Origin of the sequence: Streptomyces sp. WMMB 714, from assembly GCF_900090125.1 — a bacterium.
In the GTDB taxonomy this organism is placed as follows: Bacteria; Actinomycetota; Actinomycetes; order Streptomycetales; family Streptomycetaceae; genus Streptomyces; species Streptomyces daqingensis.
Window position 1 is genome coordinate 138,104 of sequence record NZ_FMHJ01000006.1, and the last position, 26,320, is coordinate 164,423.

Below are 26,320 nucleotides of genomic sequence, written 5' to 3' on the forward strand. Positions count from 1 at the left end.
TCGGGCCGCGAAGCCCGGACGAGGCCACCGACCGACCATTCGGTTCACCTTGCGGCGCGGTCCAGTAATCCAGCAACGGACCTGCGGTGTCAAGGGTTCGCGGCAGGCCGGCCGCCCGCCGCGGCGGGCCTGCCGCCGGTGCACGGTCCCCGTACCGGAGCCGGTCGGCCGCGTCCGGGCCTCACGCGGCGGGCCCCGGGAGCGAGCGGGCCAGATCCGCCAGGTCCTCCGCCACCCGCGCGGGCTGCGACATCGCAGCCGGGTAGTGGACCGAGCCGCGGCGCAGCCACGCGCCGCGGAGCCCGGCCCGCCGGGCTCCGTCGACGTCCCAGGGGTGCACGGCGGCCATCAGGGCCTCGCCGGGGCGTACGTCCACGCTCCGCACCGCGTAGTGGTAGGCCTCGGGCGCGGGCTTCCAGCGGCGGGGGCCGCTCACATCGAGGACGGCGTCGAACTGGCCGCGGATTCCGGCACGTTCGAGGAGCCCCTCGGTCAGGCGGGCATCGCCGTTCGTCATCGTCACCAGCCGGTGTCCGGCCTCCTTCAGGACGCGTACGCCCTCCGGAACGTCCGGATGGACCTCCAGATGCGCGAGGCCGCCGAGGACGTGCTCCGCGGCTCCGTCCACGTCGCCGGGCGGGTCCCCGGTCCGCGCCAGCAGGGCCCGCAGGCCGTCGCGCGCGAGGTCCGCGAAGTGCGCGTAGCCGCCGGCGGCGGTGAGCGCGAAGCCGTCGCGCAGCACCCCGGCGAACCACAGCGGCATCAACTCGCCGGGCGCGCCGGCGTCTTCGAAGCGGCGGCGCAGCGGGGCGAAGTCGCTGAGCGTCTCGTTGACGTCGAGGACGACGGCCCGCACAGGAAAACCGTCCTCGTGGGCGGAACCGCCGCGGGGCGAGGGCTCGGTCGGGGGCACTGCGCCGGACTCCCAGGCTCCGCTCATTACCTGAGCAGCTTGTCCGGAGTGACCGGCAGGTCCCGCACGCGGATGCCCGTCGCGTTGTACACGGCGTTGACGACGGCCGCCGGGCTGCCGACGATGCCGATCTCGCCGATGCCCTTGGAGCCCAGCGGCCCGGCGTGCGGGTCCGGTCCGTCGAGCCAGGTGGCCTCGATGTCCAGCACGTCGGCGCTGGTGGGGATGTGGTACTGCGCGAAGTCGTGGTTGACGACGTGACCAGTGCCGTGGTCGAAGACGCTCTCCTCGAACAGGGCCATGGACATCCCCATGATCATGCCGCCGATGAACTGGGAGCGCGCCGTACGGGGGTTGATGATCCGCCCGGCGGAGAAGACGCCGAGCATCCGCGGCACGCGCACCTCCCCGGTGTCGGCGTGCACGCGCGCCTCGGCGAACTGCGCGCCGAAGGAGGCCACCGAGTAGCGTCGCAGGTCCGGGTTCTCGGGCATCCCGGATCTCGTGCGGGCGCCCGGTGCCGGGTCCTCTCCGTGCTGGGCGCGGAACTCCCGCGCGGCCGCGACGATCGTCGAGCCCCACGCGGTGACGCCCGCGGAGCCGCCGGCGACGGTCGCGGTGGGCAGCGCGGTGTCCCCGATCTCCAGGTGCACGGTGTCGAAGGGGCAGTCCAGCGCGTCGGCCGCGATCTGGGTGAGCACCGTCCAGGTGCCGGTGCCGAGGTCCGCCGCCGCGATGCGTACGGCGTGGCCTCCGTCGGAGGTCCGCTCGATCTCGGCGACGGAGCCGGGCCCCCCGAAGCCGGGATAGGTGCTTGCCGCGACGCCGAGGCCGACGAACCAGTCACCTTCCCTGCGCGTACCCGCCTCCGTGCGGGCGTCCCAGCCGAAGCGCCGGGCGCCGGTGCGCAGGCACTCGACGAGGCGCCGGTCCGACCAGGGCCGCCCGTCCCGCGGGTCGGTCTCCGGATCGTTGCGTACGCGCAGTTCGACGGGGTCGAGGCCGAGGGCGTGCGCGAGTTCGTCCATGGCGACCTCGGCGGCGAACGCGCCCGGTGCCTCGCCCGGCGCCCGCATCCAGGAGGGGACGGGCACGTCCAGAGCCGCGAGCCGGTGGCTGGTGCCGCGGTTGGGCGAGGCGTACATCATGCGGCTCTGCGCGGCCGTCTGCTCCGCGAACTCCTTGAGCGTGGCGGTCTGTTCGACGGCTTCGTGGGAGAGCGCGGTCAGCCGTCCCCCGCTGTCGGCACCGAGCCGTACGCGCTGGATCGTGGGGGTGCGGTAGCCCGTGAGGCAGAACATCTGCTGCCGCGTGAGCGCCAGCTTGGCGGGGCGGCCGGGGACGGTCCGCGCGGCGAGCACCGCCAGGACGTGGTGCGCGTGCGGCAGCCCCTTGGAGCCGAACCCGCCGCCCACGTGCGGCGAGATCACCCGCACCCGCTCCGGGGCGAGCGCGAACAGCGGCGCGAGGGTCATGCGCACCCCGTACGGCCACTGCGTGGAGTCGTAGACCGTCAGGGCCGGCTCCCCGTCGTCGCTCGCGCCGTGCCATACGGCGACGCAAGTGTGCGGCTCCATGGGGTTGTTGTGCTCCATCGGCGTGCTGTACGTCTCGTCGACCACGGCGTGCGCGGCCGCGAGCGCGGCGTCGACGTCTCCCTCATCGGTGTCCGCCTCGTCGGCGGGGTTGATCGTCTCCGGGCGGTAGAGGTCGGGGCGGCCGGAGTGCAACCGCGTGTCGTGCGCCTCCACTTCGTACTCGACGTCGACGAGCGACGCGGCATGGCGTGCCGCCTCGGGGCTCGCGGCCAGGACCGCGCCGATGAACTGGCCCCGGAAGGCGACGTCGTCGGACTGGAGCACGGCCAGCGCCCGGTCCGAACTGTCCGCGAGCCGCGGGGCGTTGCGCGGTGTGAGCACCGCGGCCACTCCCTCGGCGGCCTCGGCCGGCCCGGTCTCCATCCGCAGGACCCTGCCGCGGGCGATCGCCGACTGCAGGGGGTGGACGTACACCGGGTCGCGCAGCGCGTGCTCCCACGCGTAGGGCGCGGTGCCGGTGACCTTGGCCGGGCCGTCCAGCCGCACCGGCGAGGTCCCCACCGCGCGGGGATTCAGCGGTTCCAGCGGCTCGGTGGGCCGGGCCGGCTCTTCTTCGGTGCGGGTCATCGCCGATCCTCGGTGGTGAGTTCGCGCAGGAGCGCGGCGAGCGTGTTGCGCGTCATAGGGATCTTGAAGCCGTTGCCGGGGAGCGGACGCGCCGCCCGCAGCTCCGCTTCGGCCGCCTCCCGGAACGCCTCGTCCGTCGCGGGGGCGCCCCGCAGAGCCTCCTCGGCCCGCTCGGCCCGCCACGGCTTGTGCGCGAGGCCGCCGAAGGCGATGCGGGCCTCGCGCACCCGGTCTCCGTCCGTCTCCACCGCTGCCGCGACGGAGACCAGCGCGAACGCGTACGACGCGCGGTCGCGCACTTTGCGGTAGCCGGAGCGCGTGCCGGCCGGCAGCGGCGGAACCTCGACCGCGGTGACCAGTTCGCCGTGGCGCAGAACGGTGTCCGCCTCGGGGGTCTCGCCCGGCAGCCGGTGGAACTCCCCGACGGGGACGCGCCGTTCGCCGTCCTCGCCGAGCACCACGACCACGGCGTCGAGGACGCGCAGGGCGACCGCCATGTCCGAGGGGTGCACCGCGACGCAGTGCTCGGAGGCGCCCAGCACCGCGTGGTACCTGTTCCAGCCGCCGATCGCCGCGCATCCGGAGCCCGGCTCCCGCTTGTTGCAGGGCGTCGTGACGTCCTGGAAGTAGCCGCACCGGGTGCGCTGGAGCAGGTTCCCGGCGGTGGTCGCGGCGTTGCGCAGCTGCCCCGACGCCCCGGCCAGCAGCGCCTGCGAGAGGACGGGGAGGCGCCGCCGGACGAGGGGGTGGGCGGCGAGGTCGCTGTTGCGCACGGTGGCGCCGAGCCGCAGCCCGCCGTCGGGCAGTTCCTCGACGCGGTCCAGGGGGAGGCCCGTCACGTCGACGAGCAGTTCCGGCGCGGCCACCCCCAGCTTCATGTGGTCGACGAGGTTGGTGCCGCCCGCCAGGAAGGCCGCGTCCGGGCGCGCCATGACGGCTGCGACGGCGGATCCGGCGTCGTCCGCACGCGAATAGTCGAAGGGTTTCACCGTCCGGCCACCGCCCGGATCGCGTCGACGATGTTGCCGTAGGCGCCGCAGCGGCACAGGTTCCCGCTCATCCGCTCCCGGATCTCCTCCTCGTCCAGCGGGACGGGACGCGGCACCCCGCCGGGGCCGTCGCCGTCCGCGGTCGCCGAGCTGGGGTGGCCCGCCTCGGCCTCGGCCAGCATGCCGACGGCCGAGCAGATCTGACCGGGCGTGCAGTAGCCGCACTGGAAGCCGTCGTGGTCGAGGAACGCCCGCTGGAGGGGGTGCAGCCGCCCGTCCGCCTCCGCGAGCCCGTCCGCGGTGGTGACCTCGGCACCGTCGTGGGCGACGGCGAACGTCAGGCAACTCACCACCCTCCGGCCGTCGAGCAGCACCGTGCAGGAGCCGCACTGCCCGTGGTCGCAGCCCTTCTTGGCGGAGGTGACGCCCAGCCGGTCGCGCAGGGCGTCGAGGAGCGTGGTGCGGTTGTCCACGGTCAGCGACCGGGGCTCGCCGTCGACATGGAGGCTGAGTTGGGAATCCACCCCGCCCCAGTACCACGGGCCCAGAGGGGGTCAAACCTGCCGCGGCGCACCTGCCGCGCCCGGACGCCGACGGCGTGCGGCGTGCCCCGGGGCGCGGCAAGCTGACCTCGGCGGCCCGGTGCCGCGGACGGAAGCACCAGCACCCGGGCGGCGGTCGGCGTCCGGCGGCGGAGGGACGGCAGAAGATGTTCGAGGCGGGCGACATCCGCGAATGGCGCGACAAGGACGTGGTGGACCCGGGCGGGAGCAAGATCGGCACCCTCGAGGCGATCTACGTCGACACCCGCACCGACGAGCCGTTCTTCGCCACCGTCACCATCGGCGTGCCCACCCGCCGCCGGCTGGTCTTCGTCCCGCTGACGGGAGCGACCGTCGGCCCGTCCTACCTGCGGGTCGCGCACGCCAAGGGCGAGGTGCGCGCGGCCCCCTCGATCGAGACCGACGGGGAGCTGCCCGCCGGAGAAGAGGCGGCCGTCTTCGCGCACTACGGGCTCGACTACGAGACCGGCTCCGGCGGGGAGCGGCGGCTGGCCCGCCGCTGACTCCGCACGGCCCGCACCGCTGCTCGCCGCCCGGCCTGCCCGTCCCCGAGGCCGTGCAAGCCGGGACCGTGGACGGCGGTTGCCTCTAGAGTCGGGGCATGGCTGCAGAGGGAGAGTCCGTACGGATCGACAGCTGGATCTGGTCCGTGCGGCTCACGAAGACCCGTTCGCTGGCCGCCTCGGCGTGCCGCGCCGGCCACGTGCGGATCAACGGGGAGCGGGTCAAGCCCGCGCATCCGGTACGCCCCGGGGACCAGGTGCGGTTGTTCCACGCGGGCCGTGAGCGCGTGGTGGTCGTCGCGCGTGTGCTGCGCAAGCGCGTCGGAGCCCCGGTGGCCGAGAAGTGCTACACCGACCACAGCCCGCCGCCCCCGCCCCGCGAGGCCGTGGCCCCCGCCGGGGTGCGGGACCGGGGCGCGGGACGCCCCACGAAGCGGGACCGGCGGGAGATGGAGCGGCTGCGCGGCCTCCAGGGCTGACCCGGGGCCGCGCCCGCGCGCCCGGGGCCCTGCACCCTAGCCGGGGAGCCGAGCCGGGAAGCCGTCCCGTCCCGAGCCGTCCCGTCCCGAACCGGCCTCATCCGGCCCGCAGTTCCCGGTCCACCGCCCGCAGCATCGTCAGCAGCATCCGGTTGAGGGGGACGTCGATGCCGTGCCGCTCGGCGGCCCGCACGACCGCGCCGGTGATGTGCTCGTGCTCCAGCGGGCGTCCCGCCAGCCGGTCGTAGAGCATCGACGTCCCGCCGTCGGGCGGCACCGAGGTGTTCTTCCGCAGGGCGCTCCGCGCGTCCGCCTCGCCCACCTCGGCCCCCTCGGCCCGCGCCACGGCGACTCCTTCGCGGAGGATGTCCTCGGCGAGCGCGTGCATCCCGGGGTCGCCGAGGATGTGCATGCGCTGCTTCAGGATCGTGGTGAGCGGGTTGGCGGCCACGTTCGTGAAGAGCTTGCGCCACGCGGCCGTACGGAAGTCGGCGACCGTACGGACCGTCAGGCGGCTGCCCTCCAGCAGCCGGGCGAACCGGTCCCCGACCGGCCCTTCCGGCACGTGCAGCTCGCTGGAGAAGTGGTGCACGATCCGGCCGGGGGCGACCCGCTCCACGGCCATGTAGGCGAGCGTCGGCAGCAGCTCCGTCCCCTCGGGCAGCAGCGGCCGCACGCGCTCGTCGTGGTCGACGCCGTTCTGGATGACGGCGACAGCCGTTCCGGGACCGCACAGCTCCCGGAGCCACCCGGCCGCACCCTCCGTGTCCTGGACCTTGGTCGTCAGGAACACCCAGTCGGCAGGCGGGACTTCCCCGGGGCTCGTGGCGAAGCGCAGGTCGGGCCGTAGCTCCTCCCCGTCCGTCCGCATCGTCAGCTCATCGAGTGGCGACCGCAGGCAGAGCGTGACGCCGAGACCGGCCTCGCGCGCGAAGACGGCCGTCAGCCCGCCGACCGCGCCGGCGCCGATCACCGCTATGTGCGCGGGTGAATCCATCGAACGCATACAGGCGATCGTATGCGGCTGCCGCAGGGCGACCGGCCCGGGGCCTCCATTACCGCAAAACAGACATAGCGGGTGTTACGCATAGACCTCTCTGCCGGTTATCACAAGCGGGACGAGGTTCGCCCATGTACGTGCTGCCTGCAGCTCCGAGCGCACCGGTCACAGACCGCCTCAGACGCCTCCCCTACTACGGGCAGAGGACGTCCGGACGTCCCCTGCTCCAGCTCGGACTGGTCGCCGCCGCCTACACGCTGGCCCAGCTCCTCCTCGTCGTCCCCGGCACCGGGCTCGGGTGGGACGAGACGGTCTACGTCAGCCAGGTCGACGGGCTCTCCCCCGCGTCCTTCTTCAGCGCCCCGCGCGCCCGCGGCATCTCCTATCTCGTGGCCCCGGCGGCCGCGTTCACCTCCTCCACCACGGTGCTGCGCGTCTTCCTCGCCCTCCTGTCCGGCGCCGGCCTCCTGGCCGCCCTGTGGGTCTGGCGCCGCCTGCTGCCCGTGTCCGTACTGGCCTGGGGCGGCGCCCTGTTCGCCGGCCTGTGGATCAGCCTCTTCTACGGGCCCCAGGCCATGCCCAACCTGTGGTGCGGCTTCGGTTCCCTGGCCGCGGCGGGCTGCTTCCTGCGGTGCGTGCGCTACGCCCGCGACCGGGCGGCCCTCGCCGGGCTCGTGGTCTCCGTCGGCGCCGTGGCGCTGATGCGCCCGCCGGACGCGGCGTGGCTGGTACTGGCCCTGGGCGGCGCGGCGCTGGTGGTGCCCGGCTGGCGCCGCCCGGCGGTCCTCGGGGGACTGCCGGCCGGAGCCCTCGCGGGCGCGGCCCCCTGGATCGTCGAGGCGTTCACCTCCTACGGCGGGCTCTTCGCGCGTCTGCACCGGGCGAGCGAGATCCAGGGCGGCATGGGCTGGAACGTCGCCATCGGGGACCACGTACGCGCGCTCCAGGGACGGATGCTCTGCCGTCCCTGCGACATGGCGTGGGAGCAGCCGCAGACGGCGCTGTGGTGGTTCGCGTTGCCGCTGCTGGCGGCGGCGGGCATCACGGCAGCAGTACGGGCGGGCCGCCGGGACACCGCCGTGCTGGCCTCCGTGACGGCGGTGGTGCTCGCCCTGCCGTACCTCTTCCTGATGGGGTACGCCGCGCCCCGCTTCCTGCTGCCCTCCTACGCGCTCCTCGCGCTCCCCGTGGGCGAGTGCATGCGGCGCTCGTTCGCCGAGCGCCGGGACGGCCGCCGCCCTCTCGTGCTGATCGCCCTCCCGGCACTGCTGCTGGGCTGCCACCTCGCGGTGCAGTACCAGGTGCTCAACGCCGTACTGGAGCGCAACCACAAGGTCACGCGGCAGATGACGAAGGCCGCCGCCACGATGCACGGGCTCGGGCTGCGGACGCCCTGCACGCTGACCGGGCCGCTCGCCGTCCCGATGAGCCACTACGCGGGCTGCTCGTCCCGGCAGTCGCGCGGCCACGACGTCAGCATCACCGCCGGCGGGCTGCGTGCCCTCGCGGCCCGGCACGAGGCGATGGCCATCACCGTGCGGCACGGCGCCGAACCGCCGCGCTGGGCGCGGGCGTGGCCGTCCGCGCCGCTGAGCGAACTGCCCGGGTACCGGGTGTACGTGTCGCCGCACGGCGACCGGCAGGTGGCCACCGGGCAGGAGTGACCCGGCCCTGGTGAGGGCCCGCCGCGGAGGCCCCGGAGCGGTCCTGCTCCGGGGCCTCCGGGACGTCGGGGGCGGCACGTGGACGTGGGGCAGCGGCCCGTATGCCCCGCTCAGCGGGGTCGGCGCCGTCGGCCGCCGGTTTGTTTGAGGTGCGGCGGCCGAGGCACTCAGCGTCTGTGTGGCTGCTGAGACCGCCCGGGGTGTACGCCCCGCAGGGCGACACGCATCTCCTGCTCGGGGCTCTCCGGCGCACCGGCGTCCCCAGCGGCTCGCGCATGCTCGACATCTGCACCGGGACCGGCCTCGTCGCTCTGACGGGAGCGTGCCTGGGCGCCTCGGACGTGCACGCCGTGGACCTCTCCGCGCGTGCCGTCATGGCGGCACGCTGGAACGCCCGGCTGCGAGGAGTGCCCGTCACCGTGCACCGCGGCGACTTCCTCGACCGCTCCACCGGCCGCTTCGACGTCATCACCGCGAACCCTCCCTACGTGCCGTGCCCGGACCGGGAGCGCGGCCTGGTGTGGGCGGCGCGCGGAGCCCGTCGGTCCGGACGGGCCTGGAACGCGGGAGAGGACGGACGGCGGTGCCTGGACCGGCTGTGTGAGGCCGCTCCCCGGCTGCTGGCGCCCGGCGGCGTGATGCTGATCGTGCACTCCGCGCTGAGCGGACCGCACCGCACGCTCGGGCAGCTGCGCGGGGGCGGCCTGGAAGCGGCGGTCGTCCGGCGGAGCCGCAAGCCGTTCGGGCCCGTGCTGCGCCGCAGGGCCGCATGGCTGGAGGAGCGCGGACTGATCGAACCGGGACAGCGGGAAGAGGAGTTGGTGGTCGTACGTGCGGATCTCGCACCGCGGGGACGATGAGCGGCCCGGACCTGACGGGTCCGCGGGGCGGCAGCCGGAGACGGAAGCGGCCCCGCCGGCCCAGGCGGGTCCGGGAGCCGCGGCGGAGCCGGAAGCGGACGCGGCCAGGGGCGGCGCGGGGCGCGCGGCGCGGCGCGTGTGGGTCGATCCCGCCGGGCCCGTCCTCGTCGAGGGCCCCGTCGAGGTCGATCTGGGCGACGGCCGCACGGCCGTCTCGGACCGCTTCATGGTCGCGATCTGCGCGTGCCGGCGCAGCCGCAGCTACCCCTGGTGCGACACCAGCCACCGGCGCAGGCCGCGTCCCGGGCAGGGCCGGGACGCCGAGACCGCGGCGGACGTGCCGGCGGACTCCGGCCCCGGGGAGGGTACGGGGACGCGGTAGGACGGCATTCAGCGGGCGTTCTTCAGCGGGGCAGCGGCGTGCGCAGCGAGCTGCGGTCCTCGTCCCACGCGCTGCCGATGTGCCGGGAGAGGCGGTCCTCCAGCAGCCCGGTCGCCTGGATCCCGAGGACGATGTCCGGCGCGAGGTGGGGATCGCTCTCCAGCAGGCCGCCCACCACGTCCCGCCGCATGACCTGCTCGTGCACCGCGTCGGCCTCGATGTGCTCGCTGTAGAAGAACACGCAGTCCGGGTGCGCGCCCATCCGTTCCAGCGCACGCACCATCCGGCGGGCGCTGGGGGGCGTCGTGGTCTCCGCGGCGGCGAAGTGCCCGACGAGCGCGCCCCGCAGACCCCGGTGGAGCCCGAAGAGGGACATCATGTTGACCACGGCGATCGCCGGGGCGGGCGCGGCGTCCAGATAGTGCAGGTACCCGGTCTCCAGACCCGCTCCGGCGAGCAGGTCGACGTAGAGGCGCGCGTGGACGCGGTCGGCCCGTCCCCCTCCGAACTCGTCGTACTCGACGGCGACCAGCGACGCCTTCGCCCGGCCGTGCAGCCGCGGCACCACCCAGACGTGCGGGTCGGCCTCCTTGTGGTGGTAGACCGAGCGGTGGACGAGGTACTCCCGCATCTGCCACCACTCCCCCTCCTCGGCCAGGCGGCGGGAGAGGCCGGCGCCGCCGGGCGGCTCGACCAGCAGCTCGTCCAGCTCCGCCGCCACGTCCGCGCCGCCGGGGACGTGCGCACGCAGGCCGTCGAGGAAGACCTGCTCCAGCCGGCCCCGCAGGAGCAGCAGTCCGGGGTCCCACTCCCAGGAGGGGGCGACGCCGCGCAGGCCCCGGTAGTGCGGCTCGTAGCACAGGTGGAGCGCGAGCTGCACGTCCTCGCCGAAGGGGTCGTCACGCGGGACCTCGGGCCAGCGGACAGTGCCGCCCGGCGGTCTCCGGAGAGCGTCGAGGACCGCCGCCGAGAGCGGGCCGCGCGGCTGCGGCAGCGGCGCCGCGCCCTCGTCGTGCACGGCGCGGAGCGCCGCGGCCGGCCCGGTCACGACGCCCTCCGGGCCGTACCGGACCTGCTCGCGGCGGCGCCGGACGGCGCGGACGCGGACGGTGCGGACGCGGGCGGTGCGGACGCGGGCGGCGCCGCGGTGGCCGCGGCCCGCCGGGACGAAGGCGCCCGCAGGGTCTCCCGCACGAGATGGCCGACGACCGCCCGCGGCCACGGGCGCGGTGCGGCAGCCGCGGCGGCGCGCTGCCGTTCGGCTCCGGTGCCCAGCTCCACCACGTCCGCCAGCAGGCCGCGGACCAGCTCCAGGTCGCCGCTCTCCTCCAGCGCCGGGGAGACGTGCGCGACCAGTTCGTGTACGAGCGTGAGCGCGGGGACCTCGCGCTCCAGCCGCGGATGCACCCCCGGGCCGCGCAGACCGTGGCGGGAGGCCGACCACACGGCCGCGGCGGCGACCTGTCCGTCCACGGGAGCGGCCTCCCGGCCCTCGCCGACCGCCGCCAGCGCCGTGCCGACCAGGGCACGCGAGAGCGCCGCCTGCAGTACGGCCTCGTCGACGGTGGAAGCGGTGTCGGCCGCCCGGAACTCCACCGTGGGGAAGCACGGCGAGGGCCGTGCCAGCCAGAAGCTCTGCCGCACGTCGGCGAGAGTGCCGCAGTCGACGAGGCGTTGCAGCTGCGCGTCGTAGGCCGCCGGGGAGGGCAGGTGCGGCGGGACGCCGGAGCCGGGGAACCGCGACTGCAGCACCATGCGCCAGCTCGCGTAGCCGGTGTCACGGCCGTCGTCGAAGGGCGAGTTGGCCGAGAGGGCGAGCAGCGTGGGCAGCCAGGGCCGCAGGTGGTTGACGACCTCGACCGCCGTCGCCCGGTCGGGTACGCCGACGTGGACGTGGCAGCCGCACGCCTCGTAGTCGGCCACCGCCCCCGCGTAGATGCCGGAGATGTCCTCGTAGCGCGGGCCCTCGCTCAGCGCGCCGTAGGGGCCCGCGAGCACCGGGGTGCCGCTCGCCACCGTGCGCAGACCCGTCTGCCGGGCCGCGTCCGCCAGCCGCCGGCGGCCCGCGGCCAGCTGCTGCGCCAGGGCGTCCAGGCCGGTGCAGACGCCGGACGCCGTCTCCACCTGGCAGGCCAGCAGCTCCCTCTTGAGCTGCGTGTCACCGGGGAGGGCGGGCCCCGGCCGCGCCGCGTGCAGGACCTCTTCCGCCCGGGGCACGGGCCTGCCGGTCTCCTCGTCGAGGATCAGGAACTCCTCCTCGACGCCCACGGTGAGCGACCCGCCGCCGGGTGCCGCCGGGACAGCACCGGCCGCTCGCGGGTCCTCCCCGGCGACCGCGGCGGTCACGGGAGCTGTGTCAGCCATCGGACCCTCCTGGTGTTCGGCGGCGGGCGGACGGACAGGCGGGCAGGGCGGGCAAGCCGTACGGACGGGCCGAAGGCCGGGCCGATGACGGAGTGCCCCCGGCCCCGTGCCGTAAACGGCACCGCTGCCCCGCGCCGCGGCAGCCAGGCATGCGGCGCCGCCGGCCGGGGCAGGGGCGCGGAAGCCGGTGGAACCCGGCCGCCACCGCCCCGGTCGCGACGGCGTCAGACGAAGTCGCGCGGCACGCGCTCGTTCCACGTACGCGAGAAGACCCTCCGGTCCCCTTCGTATCCGTCGAGCGTGGCGTGCAGCACGAACTCCGTGCCGGTGGACGTCAGCACCGTGCGGGTCTCCGTGCGGACGTCCCACTCGTCGCGCGAGAAGGCCATCGTCCAGGCCGACTCGCCGCGGGGCGACTCGAAGTCGTCGGCGACGGAGTCGTAGCGCTCGAACGCCTTGCGGTGCACGTCGAGGTCGATGTCCTCGAAGTGGACCGTTCCGGCGTCCTTGAGGATCTCCAGCGCGGACCCGTAGTTGACGAGGTCGCGCCTGACCTCCCAGCGCGAGTCGACCGGGGTCTTGTAGGAGACCTCGATGGGCGGCGTGCCCTCGGGCTCCTCGAAGGGCTTGCCGCGCATCTCGCCCTCCTCCGACGCCGGACGCACCGGCAGCGTCAGCGCGCTGCCGCCCGCGTAGACGCTCAGCAGCACGGGCTTCGGCGGAGGCCACGCCAGCGGCCAGTACGACGTGGAGAGGGAGAGCCGGATGCGGTGCCCGGGCGGGAACGCCTGCCCGACGCCGTTCAGCTGCACCGTGGCGCGGTAGCGGCGGCCCGGCTCCAGGGGCTCCGGCTCACCGGTGCCGTCCCGGCGGGTGAAGTTGAGCAGGCCGTACGTCACCCGCGTCGCGGAGCCGTCCGGCGCCACGTCGGAGAGGCGTGCCGCGACCATCGCGATCGGCTCGTTCACGGAGAACTCCAGCTCCACCGTGGGTGTGCCGAGGATCTCCACACGCTCCGTCAGGGCCTCGGTGTCGAAGACGAGCGAGCCGCCGTCCTCCTCACGCTGGTCGTACGGGAGGTCGGGCGGAGCGCTGTAGGAGGCCCACTTGCCGGCGAACTGGCCCACGGACAGCGGCGACTGCACCGTCAGCTCCTCCTCGCCGACCGTCGTCCCGGGCGGGTTGACGGTGTGCCTGCTCAGGGGATGGGAGACGGGCCGGATGTCCGGGGAGGGCCAGGTCTGCTCGCCCACCCACCGTCCGGGGCGCTCCTCGTAGGACGTCGACGGCGGGACGCTCTCCTGCATCCAGGTCCGCAGCATGGGGCCGTCCATCGCGCCGTTGTCCTCGTCCTTGAGCCAGTGGTCCCACCAGCGCACGACCTCCTGGAGGTACCCGATGGCGGGGCCGGGCTGCCCGAGGTGCGGGAACTTGTGCGACCACGGCCCGACCAGGCCCTTGCGGGGCACGTCCAGGTTGGCCAGCAGCCGCGTGACGGCGTTCGAGTAGCCGTCGGCCCAACCGCTGGAGGCCAGGACGGGGCACTGCACGCTCTGGTAGTCCTCGCAGACCGAGGCGTGCCGCCAGTAGTCGTCGCGGCGCTGGTGGCGGAGCCACTCGAGGGCCCACGGCCTGGTGTGCTCCAGCCGCTCCAGCCACATGTCGCGCCACCGCTCCCCGACCAGCGCCGGGTCGGGCGGGCACGTGGAGTAGGCGAACATGGTGCCCGCCTCGGCCAGGTTGTCGGAGAGCAAGCAGCCGCCCATGTAGTGCATGTCGTCGGCGTACCGGTCGTCCGTGAAGGACGCGATGACGATGGCGTCCAGGTTCGGCGGCCGGCGCGCGGCGACCTGGAGCGCGCTGAAGGCGCCCCACGAGATGCCCATCATGCCGACGCGCCCGTTGCACCAGGGCTGCTCGGCGAGCCACGCGATGACGTCCTCGGCGTCGGACTGCTCCAGGTCCAGGTACTCGTCCGCCAGCACGCCCTCCGACTCCCCGGTGCCGCGCAGGTCGACGCGTACGCAGGCGTAGCCGTGGCCGGCGATGTACGGGTGGTGCATGGAGTCGCGCACCGCCGTCAGGTCGCGCTTGCGGTACGGGATGTACTCCAGCACCGCCGGCACGGGCTCCTCCTGCGCGGTCACCGGGCGCCAGATGCGCGCGGCCAGATGCGTGCCGTCGGAGACCGGGATGCGGACGTGCTCCTCTTCCTCGGTCTTGTGGGGCAAGTTGGTCACGAAGCGCATGACCTGCATGCTCCTTCGCTCACGGGTGTCTCGTGCGTCGTCACTCGGGGCGGAGGCTCACTCGGCGGCGGGGTCCTCGACCTCGAAGGGCAGAGCGGCCAGAGCGCGGTCGTGCTTCTCCCGCATCTCGTCCTCACTGTCGGCCCCGATGAAGATGTGCGCGAGTTCGTAGCTGTAGCTGTCCTGGCCGGGCATCTCGGAGAGACGCTGGCCCTCCTCCGGCACCACGTCGATCTTCACGCCCGGGTTGTCGCGCTCGACCTTCTCGATCTCCTCGCGCGTCGGGACGCGCTTGACGATCCCGTCGGTGAACCAGCGGTGGTACCACTTGGCGGCGACCGCGTACTCGCCGTGCTTGGGCCTCATGCCGGGGTCCGTGCCGAGCGCGAGGCTGATCATGGCGTGGTGGTTGGGGACGCCGTCGACGTACTCGAACATCTCCGCGTGCGACTGCGAGTGCCGCGGATTGATCTCCAGCAGGTTGATCTCGTCGTGCGCGGCGTCGTAGAAGTACTCGATGCTGAAGGTGGCGTTGTCCATGCCGACCTGCTCGATGACGCGCTTCGAGACGTCCTTGAGCCGCCGCTGCACGGGCTCGGGAAGCGCCGAGGGGTACTGGTGCCTCATGAAGCTGGAGCTGTCCGGGAAGTTGATCGAGTCGAGCGCCCCGTAGACCGTGATCCCGCCCTCGAACACGTAGCCCTCGACCGCTGCCTGCACGCCCGTGAGGGACTCCTCGGCGAGGCACGCCTGACCGCCGGCGCCGGCGATCTCCTCCGGGAGGTCCAGCTGTTCGAGGATGTACTCGAAGGGCCGTCCGACGCGGTGGACCCCGTCACGGATCTTCGCGACGGCCTCCTGGAACTCCTGCTCGTCGTCCACCCCGAACGCCAGCTCCGAGGAGAAGGACTTCACGGGCTTCAGCCACATGGGGAAGCTCATGCCCTCGGGCGGCTTCGGGTCCTCGTCCTCCAGGGAGACGAGCCCGAACCGGGGATGCTCGCTGATGACCTTCGACTGCTCCAGCCGGCTCCAGTACTTGTGCTCGCACTTGACGACCGACTCCAGGCTCGCGCTGCGCAGCCCGTACTCGCCGCACAGGATCGGCACGATGGTGCTCACCGGGAAGTCCCAGTAGCCGACGATGGCGTCGACGCTGCCGTCGAACGCGTTCAGCTGCGCACGTGCCTTCTCCAGCAGATCGGGTATCGACACCTCGCCGACCTGCAGCTCTTCGACATCCAGCAGGGGGTGGAAGGCGTAGTTCTCCGCGTTGGGGACCTCGCGGAGAACTGTCAGGTTCACATCGTCCATCCCGATGACGAAGATGTTCTTGCTGCCCACCGATCTCTCCTTCAGGCACTTGACTGGTCCGTTCGGGTCCTCTGCGGTACCCGTGCACCGGCCTTCGAACCTCACGCACAGGTGATCCGGGTCTCTCCGGAACCGCGAAGTGTCCGGATCGGCACGGCGGGCACCTGAACGTTCCACCACGAACCAGGACGGAAAGGGCCGGTTCCGACGCCTTCCGGACATGTGCGGGCGGCCGGCCGCCGGTCGTCCGGTCGAGCCGGCCGCCCGGGTCGTCCGGTCCGAAGGAGGCGACCATGAAGGACCGAGTGCCGCCCGGGGCCGCCGAGGTCCACTTCGTCGGCAACGCCACCCTGCTGCTGCGCTACGGGCCGTTCACGCTGCTGACCGATCCGAACCTCCTGCACCGGGGCCGGTTCGCGCACCTCGGGTACGGGCTCGTCACGCGCCGCCTCACCGAGCCGGCGCTGCCTCCCGGCGGACTCCCGTACGGACTGGACGCGGTGGTGCTCTCCCATCTGCACGGCGACCACTGGGACCGCGCCGCCCGCCGCCGCCTGCACCGCGGCCTGCCCGTCCTGACGACACCGCACGCCGCCCGGCGCCTGCAGGGGCTCCAGGGCTTCCACCGCGCGACGGGGCTGGCGACGTGGCAGAGCCACGACCTGGTCAAGGAGGGGTGCCGCGTCCGCGTCACGTCCGTGCCCGGCAGGCATGCGGGCACGGCAGCGCTGCGCCGGCTGCTGCCGCCCGTGATGGGGAGCGTCGTCGAATTCGATCAGGGCGGTGAGGTCACCCTGCGGCTGTACCTGTCGGGCGACACCCTGCCGTTCGACGGGCTGCGCGAGATCACGGAGCACTTCCCCGACATCCATCTGGGCGTCTTCCACCTGGGCGGTACGCGGCTGCCGGGCGGCTTCGTGGTGACGATGGACGGACGGCAGGGCGGGGACCTGCTGGACATCGTCGACCCCGCGCACGTCCTCCCGGTCCACTACGACGACTACACGGTGATGCGCTCCCCGCTGAGCGACTTCGTCGCCGAAGCGGGCAGGCGGGGCTTCGGGGACCGCCTGGTGCACTGCCCGCGCGGCGCGGGCTTCGTGGCCGGGCCCGGCCCGCGGGTCGGGGAGGTCCGGCCCGCGGTCGCGCGGCCGGGTTCCGCGAGCACCGGAGGCGGCTGACGGCGCGGGGCGGGCGTCGCGGTACGGGCGTCGCGGTACGGGCGTCGCGCGCCGGACGGCGGGGCGGAGGCCCGCAGGGACGGGTGGCTTCGCGGGCGCACGTACGGGAGCGGTGCGGCCGCCTTCCGGCTGCCGCACCGCTCCCGTGTGGTCTCCCCGCGCCTGCTACGCGGCCTTACGGCCCCGCCGCGCACCGTCCGCCGCTCCGTAGCCGCGGCCCGCAGACGGCGCGGCGGTCCTGCGCCGCACGTTCTGGCGGCGCGGCCGTCCGCCGGCCGCTCCGCGGTCGGAGCCCGCTCCGACGCGGCCCGCCTCACCGCTCCGGTTCGCCGCGGCGCTCCGGTTGGCGGAGCCGCGGCCGCGGGCCTGCTGGTCCGGCTCGGGCGCGGCGACGGTCACCGGCACGCCCGACGGCTCCCGCGCCCCGGTGAGCTGTGCGAGCTCGGCGTCCCGCGAGGCGGCGGTCATGGTCCGGGCGCTGATGCCCACGGCGGCCATGAGGCGGCTGATGTCCCGCCGTTCCTCGGGGAGCACGAGGGTGAGCACGCTGCCCGAGGCGCCCGCGCGGGCGGTGCGCCCGCCGCGGTGCAGGTAGTCCTTGTGGTCGGTGGGCGGATCCACGTTGACGACGAGGTCGAGGTCGTCGATGTGGATGCCCCGCGCCGCCACGTTGGTGGCCACGAGAACGGTGACGTGGCCGGTCTTGAAGTGCTCCAGCGCGCGGTTGCGCTGCGACTGCGACTTCCCGCCGTGCAGCGCCACCGCCCGGACGCCCTTGCGCAGCAGGTCCTTCGTCATCCGGTCCACGGAGCGCTTGGTGTCGCGGAACATCAGCACCCGCCCGTCGCGCGCGGCGATCCTCGTGGCGGTGTCCGCCTTGTCGGTGCTGGCGACGTGGACGACGTGGTGGTCCATCTCCGTGACGGCGCCGGCGGAGGCGTCGACGGAGTGGACGACCGGGTCGGTCAGGAACATCCGGACGAGCCGGTCGACCTCGCGGTCGAGCGTGGCGGAGAACAGCATCCGCTGCCCGTCACCCGGCACCTGCTTGAGCAGAGCCGTGACCTGCGGAAGGAAGCCCATGTCGGCCATCTGGTCCGCCTCGTCGAGGACCGAGATCCGCACGTCCTCCAGGCTGCAGTCGCCCCGGTCGATGAGGTCCTTCAGCCGACCGGGGGTGGCGACGAGCACTTCGGCCCCGCCGCGCAGCGCGTTGGTCTGCCGCGAGATCGCCATGCCGCCGACGACGGTCGTGAGCCGCAGCCGCAGCGGACGGGCGTACGGAGTGAGCGCGTCGGTGACCTGCTGGGCCAGCTCCCTGGTGGGCACCAGGACGAGCGCCAGCGGCTTCCGGGACTCCGCGCGCCGGGTGGCGGTCCGGGCCAGCAGCGCGAGCCCGAAGGCGAGCGTCTTGCCCGAACCGGTGCGGCCGCGGCCGAGGACGTCCCGTCCCGCGAGGGAGTTGGGCAGCGTCGCTCCCTGGATGGGGAACGGCTCGGTGACGCCCTCCTGCGTCAGCGCCGCCAGCAGGGGCGCGGGCATGTCGAGTTCGGCGAACGAACCCACCGGGGGCAGAGCGGGGGTCGTGCTGACCGGCAGCGCGAACTCCTGGGGCGGGCCCGACTGCTGACGCTTGGGCGCCGCGCCGCGGGAGCGCCCGGGACGCTGCCGGCTGCTGCGGCGGGGGCCGCCGGCACGCTCGGAGGGGCGGCCTGCGGAACGTGAGGTGTTACGGGTGGGGCGATTCACTCAGAGAGAACCTTCCTCGGGGCGGCACGCATCGAGGAGGGCTCCGGAGCGGCAGCGCCGCACGGAGAATCACAGGAACGAGCCGGCAGTTCGTGAATGTCTTTCACGCGAGCGCGAACCGGGGCCCGCACCACGCAGGTGCGGGCCCCGGCTCGGAATGCTCGGTACTCAGGCAGGAGTGATGTTCTCCGCCTGCGGGCCCTTCTGGCCCTGGGTGACGTCGAAGTTCACCTTCTGGCCCTCGTGGAGCTCACGGTAACCCTGGGCCGCGATGTTCGAGTAGTGAGCGAAGACGTCAGCGCCGCCGCCCTCCTGCTCGATGAAGCCGAAGCCCTTTTCCGAGTTGAACCACTTAACGGTGCCAGATGCCATGCGATCTCCTTCTAAGGCAAAAGCTGAGTCCCGCACTTCGCGGAACCCGTCGCCGCTTTGACCCATCCAGGAAGACCGGGAAAATCCAGGAAGACCGGAAAACAGAAATGCGCCTGAGGTCACAACCTTCAGGCGCACACAAAGTCATGGGTACCAAAACTGCAACTCCTTCAACCTAGCACACTCCGGACCCGTGCGACGCGAATCGGGTCAGTGATGCGGGTCATGTCCGGGAACTGTGCCGTCCGGTTTTGCGACCAGAAGCAGTCCCGCCATGCCCATGTCGGAATGGCTCTGTACGTGGCAGTGGTACATCCACGCACCGGGGCCCGCTTCCTCGCCGGCGATGATCTGGAAGCCGAAGGAGTCGGCAGGGCCCGTGATCTTGTTGTCGATGACGCGGCTGGGGTCACCGGGACCCTCCAGCAGCCCCGTGCGGGTGTCGGCCCAGCGATGACCGTGCACGTGGAAGGTGTGGTAGTACTCGCCGTGCGTGATCATGACGATCTCGACGCGGTCGTTCACCGTGACCTTGAAGTCGGGCCCCTCGGGCAGGTTGTTGATCGTCATGTCGTTGAAGACGATGGTGAGTTGCTCGTCGGGGAGGGGGTCGCCCTCCCTGCGCACGACGAGCGGCCCGTAGAGCCCGGCCCGTATCCCGCCGGTGCCGTGATCGGTCCCCACGACGTGGTCGTGGTAATGCCAGTACCCGGCGCTGCCGGCGCGGTACGTCCCGTCCTTCCGCTTGCCGGGAGCGTGGGTGCGCCAGGTGTAGGTGCGCTTGGCGCCGGGCTCGACGATGCTGTGGTTCATCCTGGTTCCGTCGTTCGCCCGGTCGTAGTCGACGCCGTGCGGATGGAGGCTGACCGCGACGTCGGCGGTGTTCTCGAACTCGACGTGCAGGGTGTCGCCCTCGACGAGTTCGATGAGCGGACCGGGGATCGTCGCCTTGCCCTTCTCCAGGCCGTAGCCGATCTGGTCGTCCCCCAGCCTCTCCGCGTAGAGCTTCATGTGGCGCACCTCGCCTCCCGCGCGGGCGCGGCGCGGGGAGGCGGCTGCGGATCCGGCGGCTGGAGAAGCGGCCGCGGGTGCCGCGGGGAGGGCGGCCGGGGCGAGGGCGGCGGCCGCGGAGCCGGCGAGGAGGCGTCTGCTGAAGCTTCGGCGGGCGAGGTCTCCGGACGTGCGTGTCATCGGTCCCCCTTCGGCGTCGGCCTGAACTGCCGCTGGGCGCCCAGGCGTTGAGGTGAGCCGAGAAGGACGGTAGCGCCGCCCCCGTCGTTTATCCAGATCCAGGACAAAGTTCGTTGAATCCTGGTCATAGCTCTTGGCGTTCCACCGAAAGACGTCTACCTTCATCGTCGTTTCTGTGACTTAAGAGGGGTGGAGCAGTCATGCGGCTCGAACCGCATCAAATGCCCTCAGACCCACGAGGGTTGCGCACGTCACGACGGCGGTCACGGCGAGTCAGGCTCGCGGCGCTCCTGGCGGGGGCGGTCGCGGCCTCCCTGCTCGGCGGCTCCCCGGCCCTCGCGGGCACCGCTCCAGAACCGTCCGTTCCGAAGCTCCGACTGCCCAGCCCGCCGGGCGGGGAGGACGTGCGCGTACTCGTCTTCCACGGCTCCGCGGGAGAGGAACCGCCGACCGTGGACGCCGGGATCGAGGCGATCGAGGCGATCGGCCGGAGCGGTCCCGCGGCGGAGCGCTTCACCATCACGGCCACCGGCGACCCCTCGGTCTTCGCCACCGAGAAGCTCGGCCGGTACAACGCCGTCGTCTTCCTCAGCGGCGGCGGGGACGTGCTCGACCCCGCCCAGGAAGCCGGCCTGGAGAGCTACATGGAGGCCGGCGGCGGCTTCCTCGGAATCCACGGCGCGGCGGGCGCCGAATCGTACTCCGAATGGTTCGGCGGCCTCGTGGGCGCCCGTCCCGCCGACGGCGCGCCCGGGAAGGTGCAGCGCGCCACCGTGGAGACGGGAGACCGGCGCAACCCCTCGACCAGGGACCTGCCGGCCGAGTGGAAGCGTCCGGACCGCTGGCTCGACTGGGCGGAGAACCCCAGCGGCTCGGTGCACACGGTGGCGCGCGTGCGGGAGAGCACGTACAGCGCGGGCGAGGGCGCCATGGGCTGGGACCACCCGGTCTCCTGGTGCCGCGACTACGACGGCGGCCGGTCCTTCTACACCGGCATGGGCGGCACCGCGGACAGCTTCCAGGAGACCGACTTCCGGACGCATCTGCGCGGCGCCCTGATGTGGACCACGCGCCTGGCGCGTGCCGACTGCAAGGCGACGATCACCTCCAACTACGAGGCGAAGCGCCTGACTTCGCCGAACAAGCCGGGCGAGTCCGATCAGATCGGGGAACCGCACGGCCTGGCCACCGCCGAGGACGGCCGGGTCTACTACATCGGGCGCGGCGGCGGCGACGCGGAAGCCCCCGTGGTCACCGACTGGGAGGACCCGGAGATCGGCAAGGGCGAGGGCACCGTCCACGTCTGGGACCCGGCGACGGGGAAGGCCGAGAAGATCGGCTCGCTGACGGTCTTCGGGAACAAGGGCGGCGGCGACGAACTCGTCAAGGTCGAGGAGGGGTTGCTGGGCATCGCCCTCGACCCCGGTTTCGCCTCCAACGGCTGGATGTACCTGCACTGGACGCCGCACTCCGAACTCGACCGGGACACGCACACGGCCGAGCGCCGCGTGTCCCGCTTCACCGTGGACGCGAAGACGGGGAAGCTCGACGGGTCCTCGGAGAAGGTGCTGCTGAAGTGGCCCGTACAGGTGCACAGTTGCTGCCACGCGGGCGGCGGCATGGCCTTCGACTCCGGGCACAACCTGTACATCGCCACGGGCGACAACAACTCCTCGCAGTTCAGCAACGGCTACTCCGGCAACAACCCCGAGCCCGACTTCAAGGGCGTCTCCTTCGCCGACGCCCGCCGCACCGCCGGGAACACCAACAACCTCAACGGCAAGATCCTGCGCATCCACCCCGAGGACGACGGCACCTACACGCTGCCCGAGGGGAACCTCTTCACCGGCGAGGAGGACGACGAAGGCGGCGGCAAGACGCGCGGTGAGATCTACGTGATGGGCGTGCGCAACCCGGCCCGTATCTCCGTCGACACCGAGACCGACACCCTCTACGCGGGGTGGGTCGGCCCCGACGCCGGCGCGCCCAGCACCACATGGGGCCCCGCCAAGTACGACACGTTCGCCCGGATCACGAAGGCCGGCAACCACGGCTGGCCGTACTGCATGGGCAACAAGCAGCCCTACCGCGACCGCAACCTGCCCGACCCGGAGAAACCCCTCGACTGGTACGACTGCGACCACCTGAAGAACGAGTCGCCCAACAACGACGGCCTGGTGGACATCCCGCCCGCCGAGCCCAACAACATCTGGTACTCACCGCAGGGCGGCGCCCCCGACTATCCGCGCGACGAGAACGGCGTGCCCAGCTACGAGGAGGACGAGCAGGAGCTGCTGCTGCCCTGGCTCAAGGGCGGCGGTCAGGCCACCATGAACGGCCCGGTCTACCGCTTCGACGCGTCCACGGCCTCGAAGGAGAAGTGGCCCGCGTACTGGGACGGCAAGTGGTTCGTCGGCGACTTCTACGACCAGGAGCAGCCCAGGCACGCCGTCGTGATGCCGGACGGCGACGAGGCGGGGGCTCTGCCCGTGCACGCCGAGAGCCTGCGCGAGATCATCCCCATCGGTGAGGGCGGCATCCGCAACCTGATGGACTGGAAGTTCGCTCCGGACGGTTCGCTCTACGTCCTCGACTACGGCCGCGGCTTCTTCACCTCGGACGACAAGTCCGCGCTGTGGCGCGTGAGTTACAAGGGCGGGGCGGCGACGCCGAAGCCGGGCGACGTGGTCGGGAAGGCGGCAGGCCGATGAGGACCTACGGCAAGGGCGATCCTTTCGTGACCGCCGAGGTACGGCGGAGGCGCCGCGCGCGCCGGGCGGCCGCCGCCGTGTGCGCGTCGCTGCTGATGCTCCTGGGGCTGACCTCCGCTCCCGCGCAGGCCCTCCATCCTCCGGGCGGAGACGGCACGCGCGCCGAGCAGGTGCTGAACTGGACGGCGAGCGACGACATCACGCGCTACACCTCGGCGCCGGAGACGGCCGTCGCAGGCGCGGCGACCATCGTCTTCGAGAACAGCGAGGCGACGGGCAACACGACGTCCATGCCGCACACGCTGACGTTCGTCACCAACGACCCCGACTACAACAGCGACGTCGACGTCAACATCCTCGCCAACCCCTCGGACGCCCAGGGAGGCAAGCATTCGGTCGAAGTCACCCTGACCCCCGGGACGTACAAGTACCACTGCACGATCCCCGGCCACGGCCAGATGCAGGGCACGTTCGTCGTCACCGACGGCGGCGGGGGCGGGGACACCACGCCACCGGAGACCTCCGCGACGGTGGACGGCGACCAGAACGCCGACGGCGACTACATCGGCATGGCCACCGTGAGCGTCTCCGCGACCGACGAGGGCGGCAGCGGCGTCGACACGGTCGAGTACGCCCTGGGCGACGGCGGCTACCAGGCCTACACCGGGCCGGTGATGGTGCACGAGACGGGCGAGCACACCTTCCGCTACAGAGCCACCGACAAGGACGGCAACGTGGCGGAGGAGAAGTCGGTGAAGTTCACCGTCGTCGCTCCCCCGACCGACGACACCACGCCGCCGGAGACGTCAGCGACGGTGGACGGCGAACAGGACGCCGACGGCGCCTACATCGGCACGGCCACCGTCACCGTGACCGCCTCGGACGCCGGCTCCGGGGTCAACAAGGTCGAATTCGCTTTGGGCGACGGTGAGTTCCAGCCCTACACGGCCCCGGTGACGGTGCACGAGCCGGGCGAGCACACCGTCCGCTACCGGGCCACGGACAAGGCCGGCAACGCCGCCGACGTGAAGACGGTCCAGTTCACGGTGGTGGAGCAGCCCGAGGAGGACACCACACCGCCGGAGACCACCGCGAGTACGGAGGGCGAGCAGAACTCCGACGGGCACTACCTGGGCAAGGCGACCGTGACCGTCACCGCGAGCGACGAGGGCTCGGGCGTGGAGAAGGTCGAATACTCCCTGGACGGCGGTCCGTTCCTCGCCTACGAGGACCCGGTCGTCGTCGATCGGGCCGGCCACCACAGCGTCGCGCACCGGGCGACCGACAAGGCGGGCAACACCTCGCAGGCGGTCTCGGAGTCCTTCGACGTCGTCCCCGGCGGCGGCGTCCCCGCGCCGGACTGCCCGGAGTACGACGAGCGGCCCACCGTCTTCATCGGGGAGACCGACACCGGGGTGCCCAACCGCATGACGGGGCGGCGCTGCACCGTCGGCGAGCTGATCGAGGACGAGAAGGACTGGTCCTCGCACGCCCTGTTCGTCAAGCACGTCACGGAAGTCGCAGGCGAACTGCTCGACGAGAAGGTGCTCGACGAGCGGGAACGCAAGCTCGTCGTCCGGGCCGCGAAGAACTCCGGGATCGGCGAACCCGGCCAGCAGGAGGGCTACAAGAAGCTGTTCGACGGGTCGAAGGAGTCCTTCGAACGGTGGCAGCACGTGGGCGGCGGAGCTTTCGGGCTCAACGGCGACGGCTCCATGACCAGCAGCACCCGGACCGAGGGCATGGGGATGCTGTGGTATCCGAAGCGCAAGTACGGCGACTACTCGCTGAAACTCCAGTTCCGTGACGACGCGCCCGGTGACGGCAACGCCAACGCCGGTGTCTTCGCCCGCTTCCCGTACGTCCACGACCACCCGGAGGAGCCACGGCCCGAGTGGGTCGCCATCAAGTACGGGCACGAGTTGCAGATCCTCGACCGGCCCGACGGCGACATGTACAAGACGGGCTCCGTGTACGGCTTCGACCGGGTGAGCCTGGCCGGTGCGGGAGTCACGCCGAAGGGCACATGGAACGACTACGAGGTCAAGGTCGTCGGACAGCGCTACTCCGTCTACCGGAACGGCAAGCTGATCAACGAGTTCGACAACAAGGGCGGCCAGGTCTTCACACCGCCCCGCGACGACGATCCGGGAACGGACGGACGGCGCTACGCCTCGGGGTACATCGGCCTCCAGGTGCACGGCGTCACCGACGTGATCTCCTACCGGGACGTGCGGATCAAGGAGCTGTAGGGCTGGAGCGCTGGAGAGCGCAGCCCCGGCCCCGCAGGACCGCAGCGCGACGGGGCCCGGCCGGGAACACCGGCCTGGCCCCGGGGAACACCGGCCTGGCCCCGTCGCGCTCTTCGGCGCCGCACTCCCCCAGCGCCTCGATCGGCCGTTCCCTCCGGTCCCCCGGCGCCTGTCGCCTCCACCCGTACCGGCGCGGCAGGTCTCACCGCCGAGCCAATCCCCCAACAGCCGTTCGACCGCGGCTGTACTCTGCCCGCTCGTGGAGCCGCGCCTGCCCTCCACGGCAGTTCGAAGCACAACGCAGCCCCGGAGCCCCCCATGTACGACGCACTGATCATCGCCGCCTTCGCCGTCTTCGTGGCCGCCCTCGTCGCCGAGCTGCGGCTGACCGCGGAGGACGCCCGCACGACGCCCCCGAAGCAGCTCGCCGCGATCCTCGCCGGCATCGCCGTCAGCGCCGCTCTCGTCGCGACGGCGGAGCTGGCACTGCCCGATTCGCGGTCCGCGGGCTCCGAAGCGGGCCTCCTCGCGAAGGGCGTCGGACTGGCCGCCGAGTACCTGCCGCACCTTCTCTACGTCTCGACGGCCCTCGTCTGCGTCGATGTCATCCGGACGTGGCATGCCCGCAGGAGGGCGGACGGCCACATCGCGACTCCGGGGCGCCCGAAGCTTCCCGGAGCCTGAACCCGCTGTCCGCACGGCCGGTGGTGCGCAGCGCCGCATCACAGCGCTGTGCCGCACCGCATCACAGCGCGGCGCGGAACCGGGCCGTGCTGTGAGGGCGTCTCCCCGTCCCGTTGCAGTTTCGCGAGGGACGGGGAGCCGGTATGCGGATGAAGGTCCTGCTGACGGGGGCGGTCGTGCTCCTCGTCGCCGCGCTGACCGCAGGCTGGTACCTGCGGTTCGGCAAGGCCGACGTGAAGGGGCTGACGGTGACCGGGGACAGGGTCCGGATCACCGGCACCGAAGGACGCCGCGTCGCCCTGCACTACGGCGAAGAGGGCCTGGTCGAACGCCACCGGGCGGCCAGGGGCGCACCCTGGTCCGAGCCCCGCGTCCTCTACCGCACCGGCGAGTACGACTGCCAGTCGCTCACCCTCGCCACCCACGAGGACACCGTCGCGGCCATCGCGGACTTCGGATACGGATGTCCCGCCGGCAGTCCCCCGGACTACTCGATCGCCGCCGTCGCGAGCCTCGACGACCTCGACGACTGGGACGTGAAGACGGTCGAGGGCTTCGACGGCTGGGAGCACGTGCGCTTCTCGGCCGAAGGCGACCACGTCCGCTTCCTTTACCCCACCCTGGACGGCACAGCGACCCTGAGCTGGCGGTCCTTCTGGGGGTTCTCCGAGCCCGACCTGAACCGGTGAGCGCCCGCCGTGCGGCGGGACGGCCGGGCGCGAATCGCGAAATGTG

At 72.7% G+C, this 26,320-nt stretch carries 21 protein-coding genes and 1 pseudogene; 10 read left to right on the forward strand and 12 right to left on the reverse strand.

Features of this window, described 5'->3' with window-relative positions; translation table 11 throughout:
- Positions 1-181 precede the first annotated feature (181 nt).
- The 4 genes from H181DRAFT_RS12685 to H181DRAFT_RS12700 are packed head-to-tail and all read right to left on the reverse strand — an operon-like array spanning position 182 to position 4,591.
- Positions 182-913 carry a haloacid dehalogenase type II gene (locus tag H181DRAFT_RS12685; protein WP_045864751.1) on the reverse strand — a complete coding sequence of 244 codons (732 nt, stop codon included), beginning with the start codon at positions 911-913 and terminating at the stop codon, positions 182-184.
- 26 nt (positions 914-939) lie between these two features.
- The gene (locus H181DRAFT_RS12690; protein ID WP_045864501.1) at positions 940-3,078 is read right to left on the reverse strand and encodes a xanthine dehydrogenase family protein molybdopterin-binding subunit; all 2,139 of its coding nucleotides are present in this window, start codon (positions 3,076-3,078) and stop codon (positions 940-942) included.
- Positions 3,075-4,067: an FAD binding domain-containing protein gene (locus H181DRAFT_RS12695; RefSeq protein WP_045864502.1), complete on the reverse strand. Its 993-nt coding sequence runs from the start codon at positions 4,065-4,067 to the stop codon at positions 3,075-3,077. Before H181DRAFT_RS12695 ends, H181DRAFT_RS12690 begins: the two co-directional genes overlap by 4 nt.
- Positions 4,064-4,591, reverse strand: coding sequence for a 2Fe-2S iron-sulfur cluster-binding protein (locus H181DRAFT_RS12700; RefSeq protein WP_045864503.1), 528 nt, complete (start codon positions 4,589-4,591; stop codon positions 4,064-4,066). The genes H181DRAFT_RS12695 and H181DRAFT_RS12700 overlap by 4 nt, the downstream gene beginning before the upstream one ends.
- Before the next feature lie 185 nt (positions 4,592-4,776).
- Between H181DRAFT_RS12700 and H181DRAFT_RS12705 the strand changes: the two genes are divergently transcribed.
- Both H181DRAFT_RS12705 and H181DRAFT_RS12710 read left to right on the forward strand, forming a co-directional pair.
- The gene (locus tag H181DRAFT_RS12705; protein WP_045864752.1) at positions 4,777-5,133 is read left to right on the forward strand and encodes a PRC-barrel domain-containing protein; all 357 of its coding nucleotides are present in this window, start codon (positions 4,777-4,779) and stop codon (positions 5,131-5,133) included.
- A 110-nt stretch (positions 5,134-5,243) separates the two neighbouring features.
- Positions 5,244-5,612: pseudogene (locus H181DRAFT_RS12710) on the forward strand (RNA-binding S4 domain-containing protein); the annotation flags it as partial.
- Between the two features lie 97 nt (positions 5,613-5,709).
- On the opposite strand, the gene H181DRAFT_RS12715 reads toward H181DRAFT_RS12710, so the two are convergent.
- Complete coding sequence (locus H181DRAFT_RS12715) at positions 5,710-6,618, reverse strand: 2-dehydropantoate 2-reductase (protein WP_045864505.1); 909 nt, start codon at positions 6,616-6,618, stop codon at positions 5,710-5,712.
- A gap of 125 nt (positions 6,619-6,743) precedes the next feature.
- On the opposite strand from H181DRAFT_RS12715, the gene H181DRAFT_RS12720 reads away from it, so the two are divergent.
- The 3 genes from H181DRAFT_RS12720 (at position 6,744) to H181DRAFT_RS12730 (ending at position 9,518) form a co-directional block, all read left to right on the forward strand.
- Positions 6,744-8,276: a membrane protein gene (locus H181DRAFT_RS12720; protein WP_045864506.1), complete on the forward strand. Its 1,533-nt coding sequence runs from the start codon at positions 6,744-6,746 to the stop codon at positions 8,274-8,276.
- Between the two features lie 200 nt (positions 8,277-8,476).
- On the forward strand, positions 8,477-9,136 hold the full coding sequence (locus tag H181DRAFT_RS12725; RefSeq protein ID WP_045864507.1) for a HemK2/MTQ2 family protein methyltransferase: 660 nt from the start codon (positions 8,477-8,479) through the stop codon (positions 9,134-9,136).
- A gap of 136 nt (positions 9,137-9,272) precedes the next feature.
- Entirely contained in the window at positions 9,273-9,518 is a 246-nt protein-coding gene (locus tag H181DRAFT_RS12730; RefSeq protein WP_045864753.1) for a CDGSH iron-sulfur domain-containing protein, read from the forward strand.
- 22 nt (positions 9,519-9,540) lie between these two features.
- Here the strand turns inward: H181DRAFT_RS12730 and H181DRAFT_RS12735 are convergent, their stop codons facing one another.
- From H181DRAFT_RS12735 to H181DRAFT_RS12750, 4 genes are all read right to left on the reverse strand, one after another.
- Positions 9,541-10,566, reverse strand: coding sequence for an iron-containing redox enzyme family protein (locus tag H181DRAFT_RS12735; RefSeq protein WP_254666819.1), 1,026 nt, complete (start codon positions 10,564-10,566; stop codon positions 9,541-9,543).
- Positions 10,563-11,882 (reverse strand): carboxylate-amine ligase, encoded by a 1,320-nt coding sequence (locus H181DRAFT_RS12740; RefSeq protein ID WP_074467839.1) that lies wholly within the window; start codon positions 11,880-11,882, stop codon positions 10,563-10,565. The genes H181DRAFT_RS12735 and H181DRAFT_RS12740 overlap by 4 nt, the downstream gene beginning before the upstream one ends.
- A gap of 224 nt (positions 11,883-12,106) precedes the next feature.
- Entirely contained in the window at positions 12,107-14,131 is a 2,025-nt protein-coding gene (locus H181DRAFT_RS12745) for a CocE/NonD family hydrolase (RefSeq protein WP_045864756.1), read from the reverse strand.
- A gap of 57 nt (positions 14,132-14,188) precedes the next feature.
- On the reverse strand, positions 14,189-15,445 hold the full coding sequence (locus H181DRAFT_RS12750; protein WP_045864757.1) for an ATP-grasp domain-containing protein: 1,257 nt from the start codon (positions 15,443-15,445) through the stop codon (positions 14,189-14,191).
- 293 nt (positions 15,446-15,738) lie between these two features.
- On the opposite strand from H181DRAFT_RS12750, the gene H181DRAFT_RS12755 reads away from it, so the two are divergent.
- Complete coding sequence (locus H181DRAFT_RS12755; RefSeq protein WP_045864508.1) at positions 15,739-16,626, forward strand: MBL fold metallo-hydrolase; 888 nt, start codon at positions 15,739-15,741, stop codon at positions 16,624-16,626.
- Positions 16,627-16,791: 165 nt separating this feature from the next.
- On the opposite strand, the gene H181DRAFT_RS12760 is transcribed toward H181DRAFT_RS12755, so the two are convergent.
- From H181DRAFT_RS12760 to H181DRAFT_RS12770, 3 genes are all read right to left on the reverse strand, one after another.
- Positions 16,792-18,375 carry a DEAD/DEAH box helicase gene (locus H181DRAFT_RS12760; protein ID WP_045864509.1) on the reverse strand — a complete coding sequence of 528 codons (1,584 nt, stop codon included), beginning with the start codon at positions 18,373-18,375 and terminating at the stop codon, positions 16,792-16,794.
- Between the two features lie 168 nt (positions 18,376-18,543).
- Entirely contained in the window at positions 18,544-18,747 is a 204-nt protein-coding gene (locus tag H181DRAFT_RS12765) for a cold-shock protein (RefSeq protein ID WP_028434629.1), read from the reverse strand.
- 210 nt (positions 18,748-18,957) lie between these two features.
- Positions 18,958-19,938 carry a multicopper oxidase domain-containing protein gene (locus tag H181DRAFT_RS12770; protein WP_045864510.1) on the reverse strand — a complete coding sequence of 327 codons (981 nt, stop codon included), beginning with the start codon at positions 19,936-19,938 and terminating at the stop codon, positions 18,958-18,960.
- Positions 19,939-20,138: 200 nt separating this feature from the next.
- On the opposite strand from H181DRAFT_RS12770, the gene H181DRAFT_RS12775 reads away from it, so the two are divergent.
- From H181DRAFT_RS12775 to H181DRAFT_RS12790, 4 genes are all read left to right on the forward strand, one after another.
- On the forward strand, positions 20,139-22,649 hold the full coding sequence (locus tag H181DRAFT_RS12775; protein ID WP_045864511.1) for a ThuA domain-containing protein: 2,511 nt from the start codon (positions 20,139-20,141) through the stop codon (positions 22,647-22,649).
- Between the two features lie 95 nt (positions 22,650-22,744).
- Entirely contained in the window at positions 22,745-24,901 is a 2,157-nt protein-coding gene (locus H181DRAFT_RS12780) for an OmpL47-type beta-barrel domain-containing protein (protein WP_254666835.1), read from the forward strand.
- Positions 24,902-25,219: 318 nt separating this feature from the next.
- Positions 25,220-25,585, forward strand: a complete 366-nt coding sequence (locus H181DRAFT_RS12785) for a hypothetical protein (protein ID WP_045864513.1) — start codon at positions 25,220-25,222, stop codon at positions 25,583-25,585.
- A 143-nt stretch (positions 25,586-25,728) separates the two neighbouring features.
- Complete coding sequence (locus H181DRAFT_RS12790) at positions 25,729-26,274, forward strand: hypothetical protein (protein WP_052708570.1); 546 nt, start codon at positions 25,729-25,731, stop codon at positions 26,272-26,274.
- Positions 26,275-26,320 lie beyond the last annotated feature (46 nt).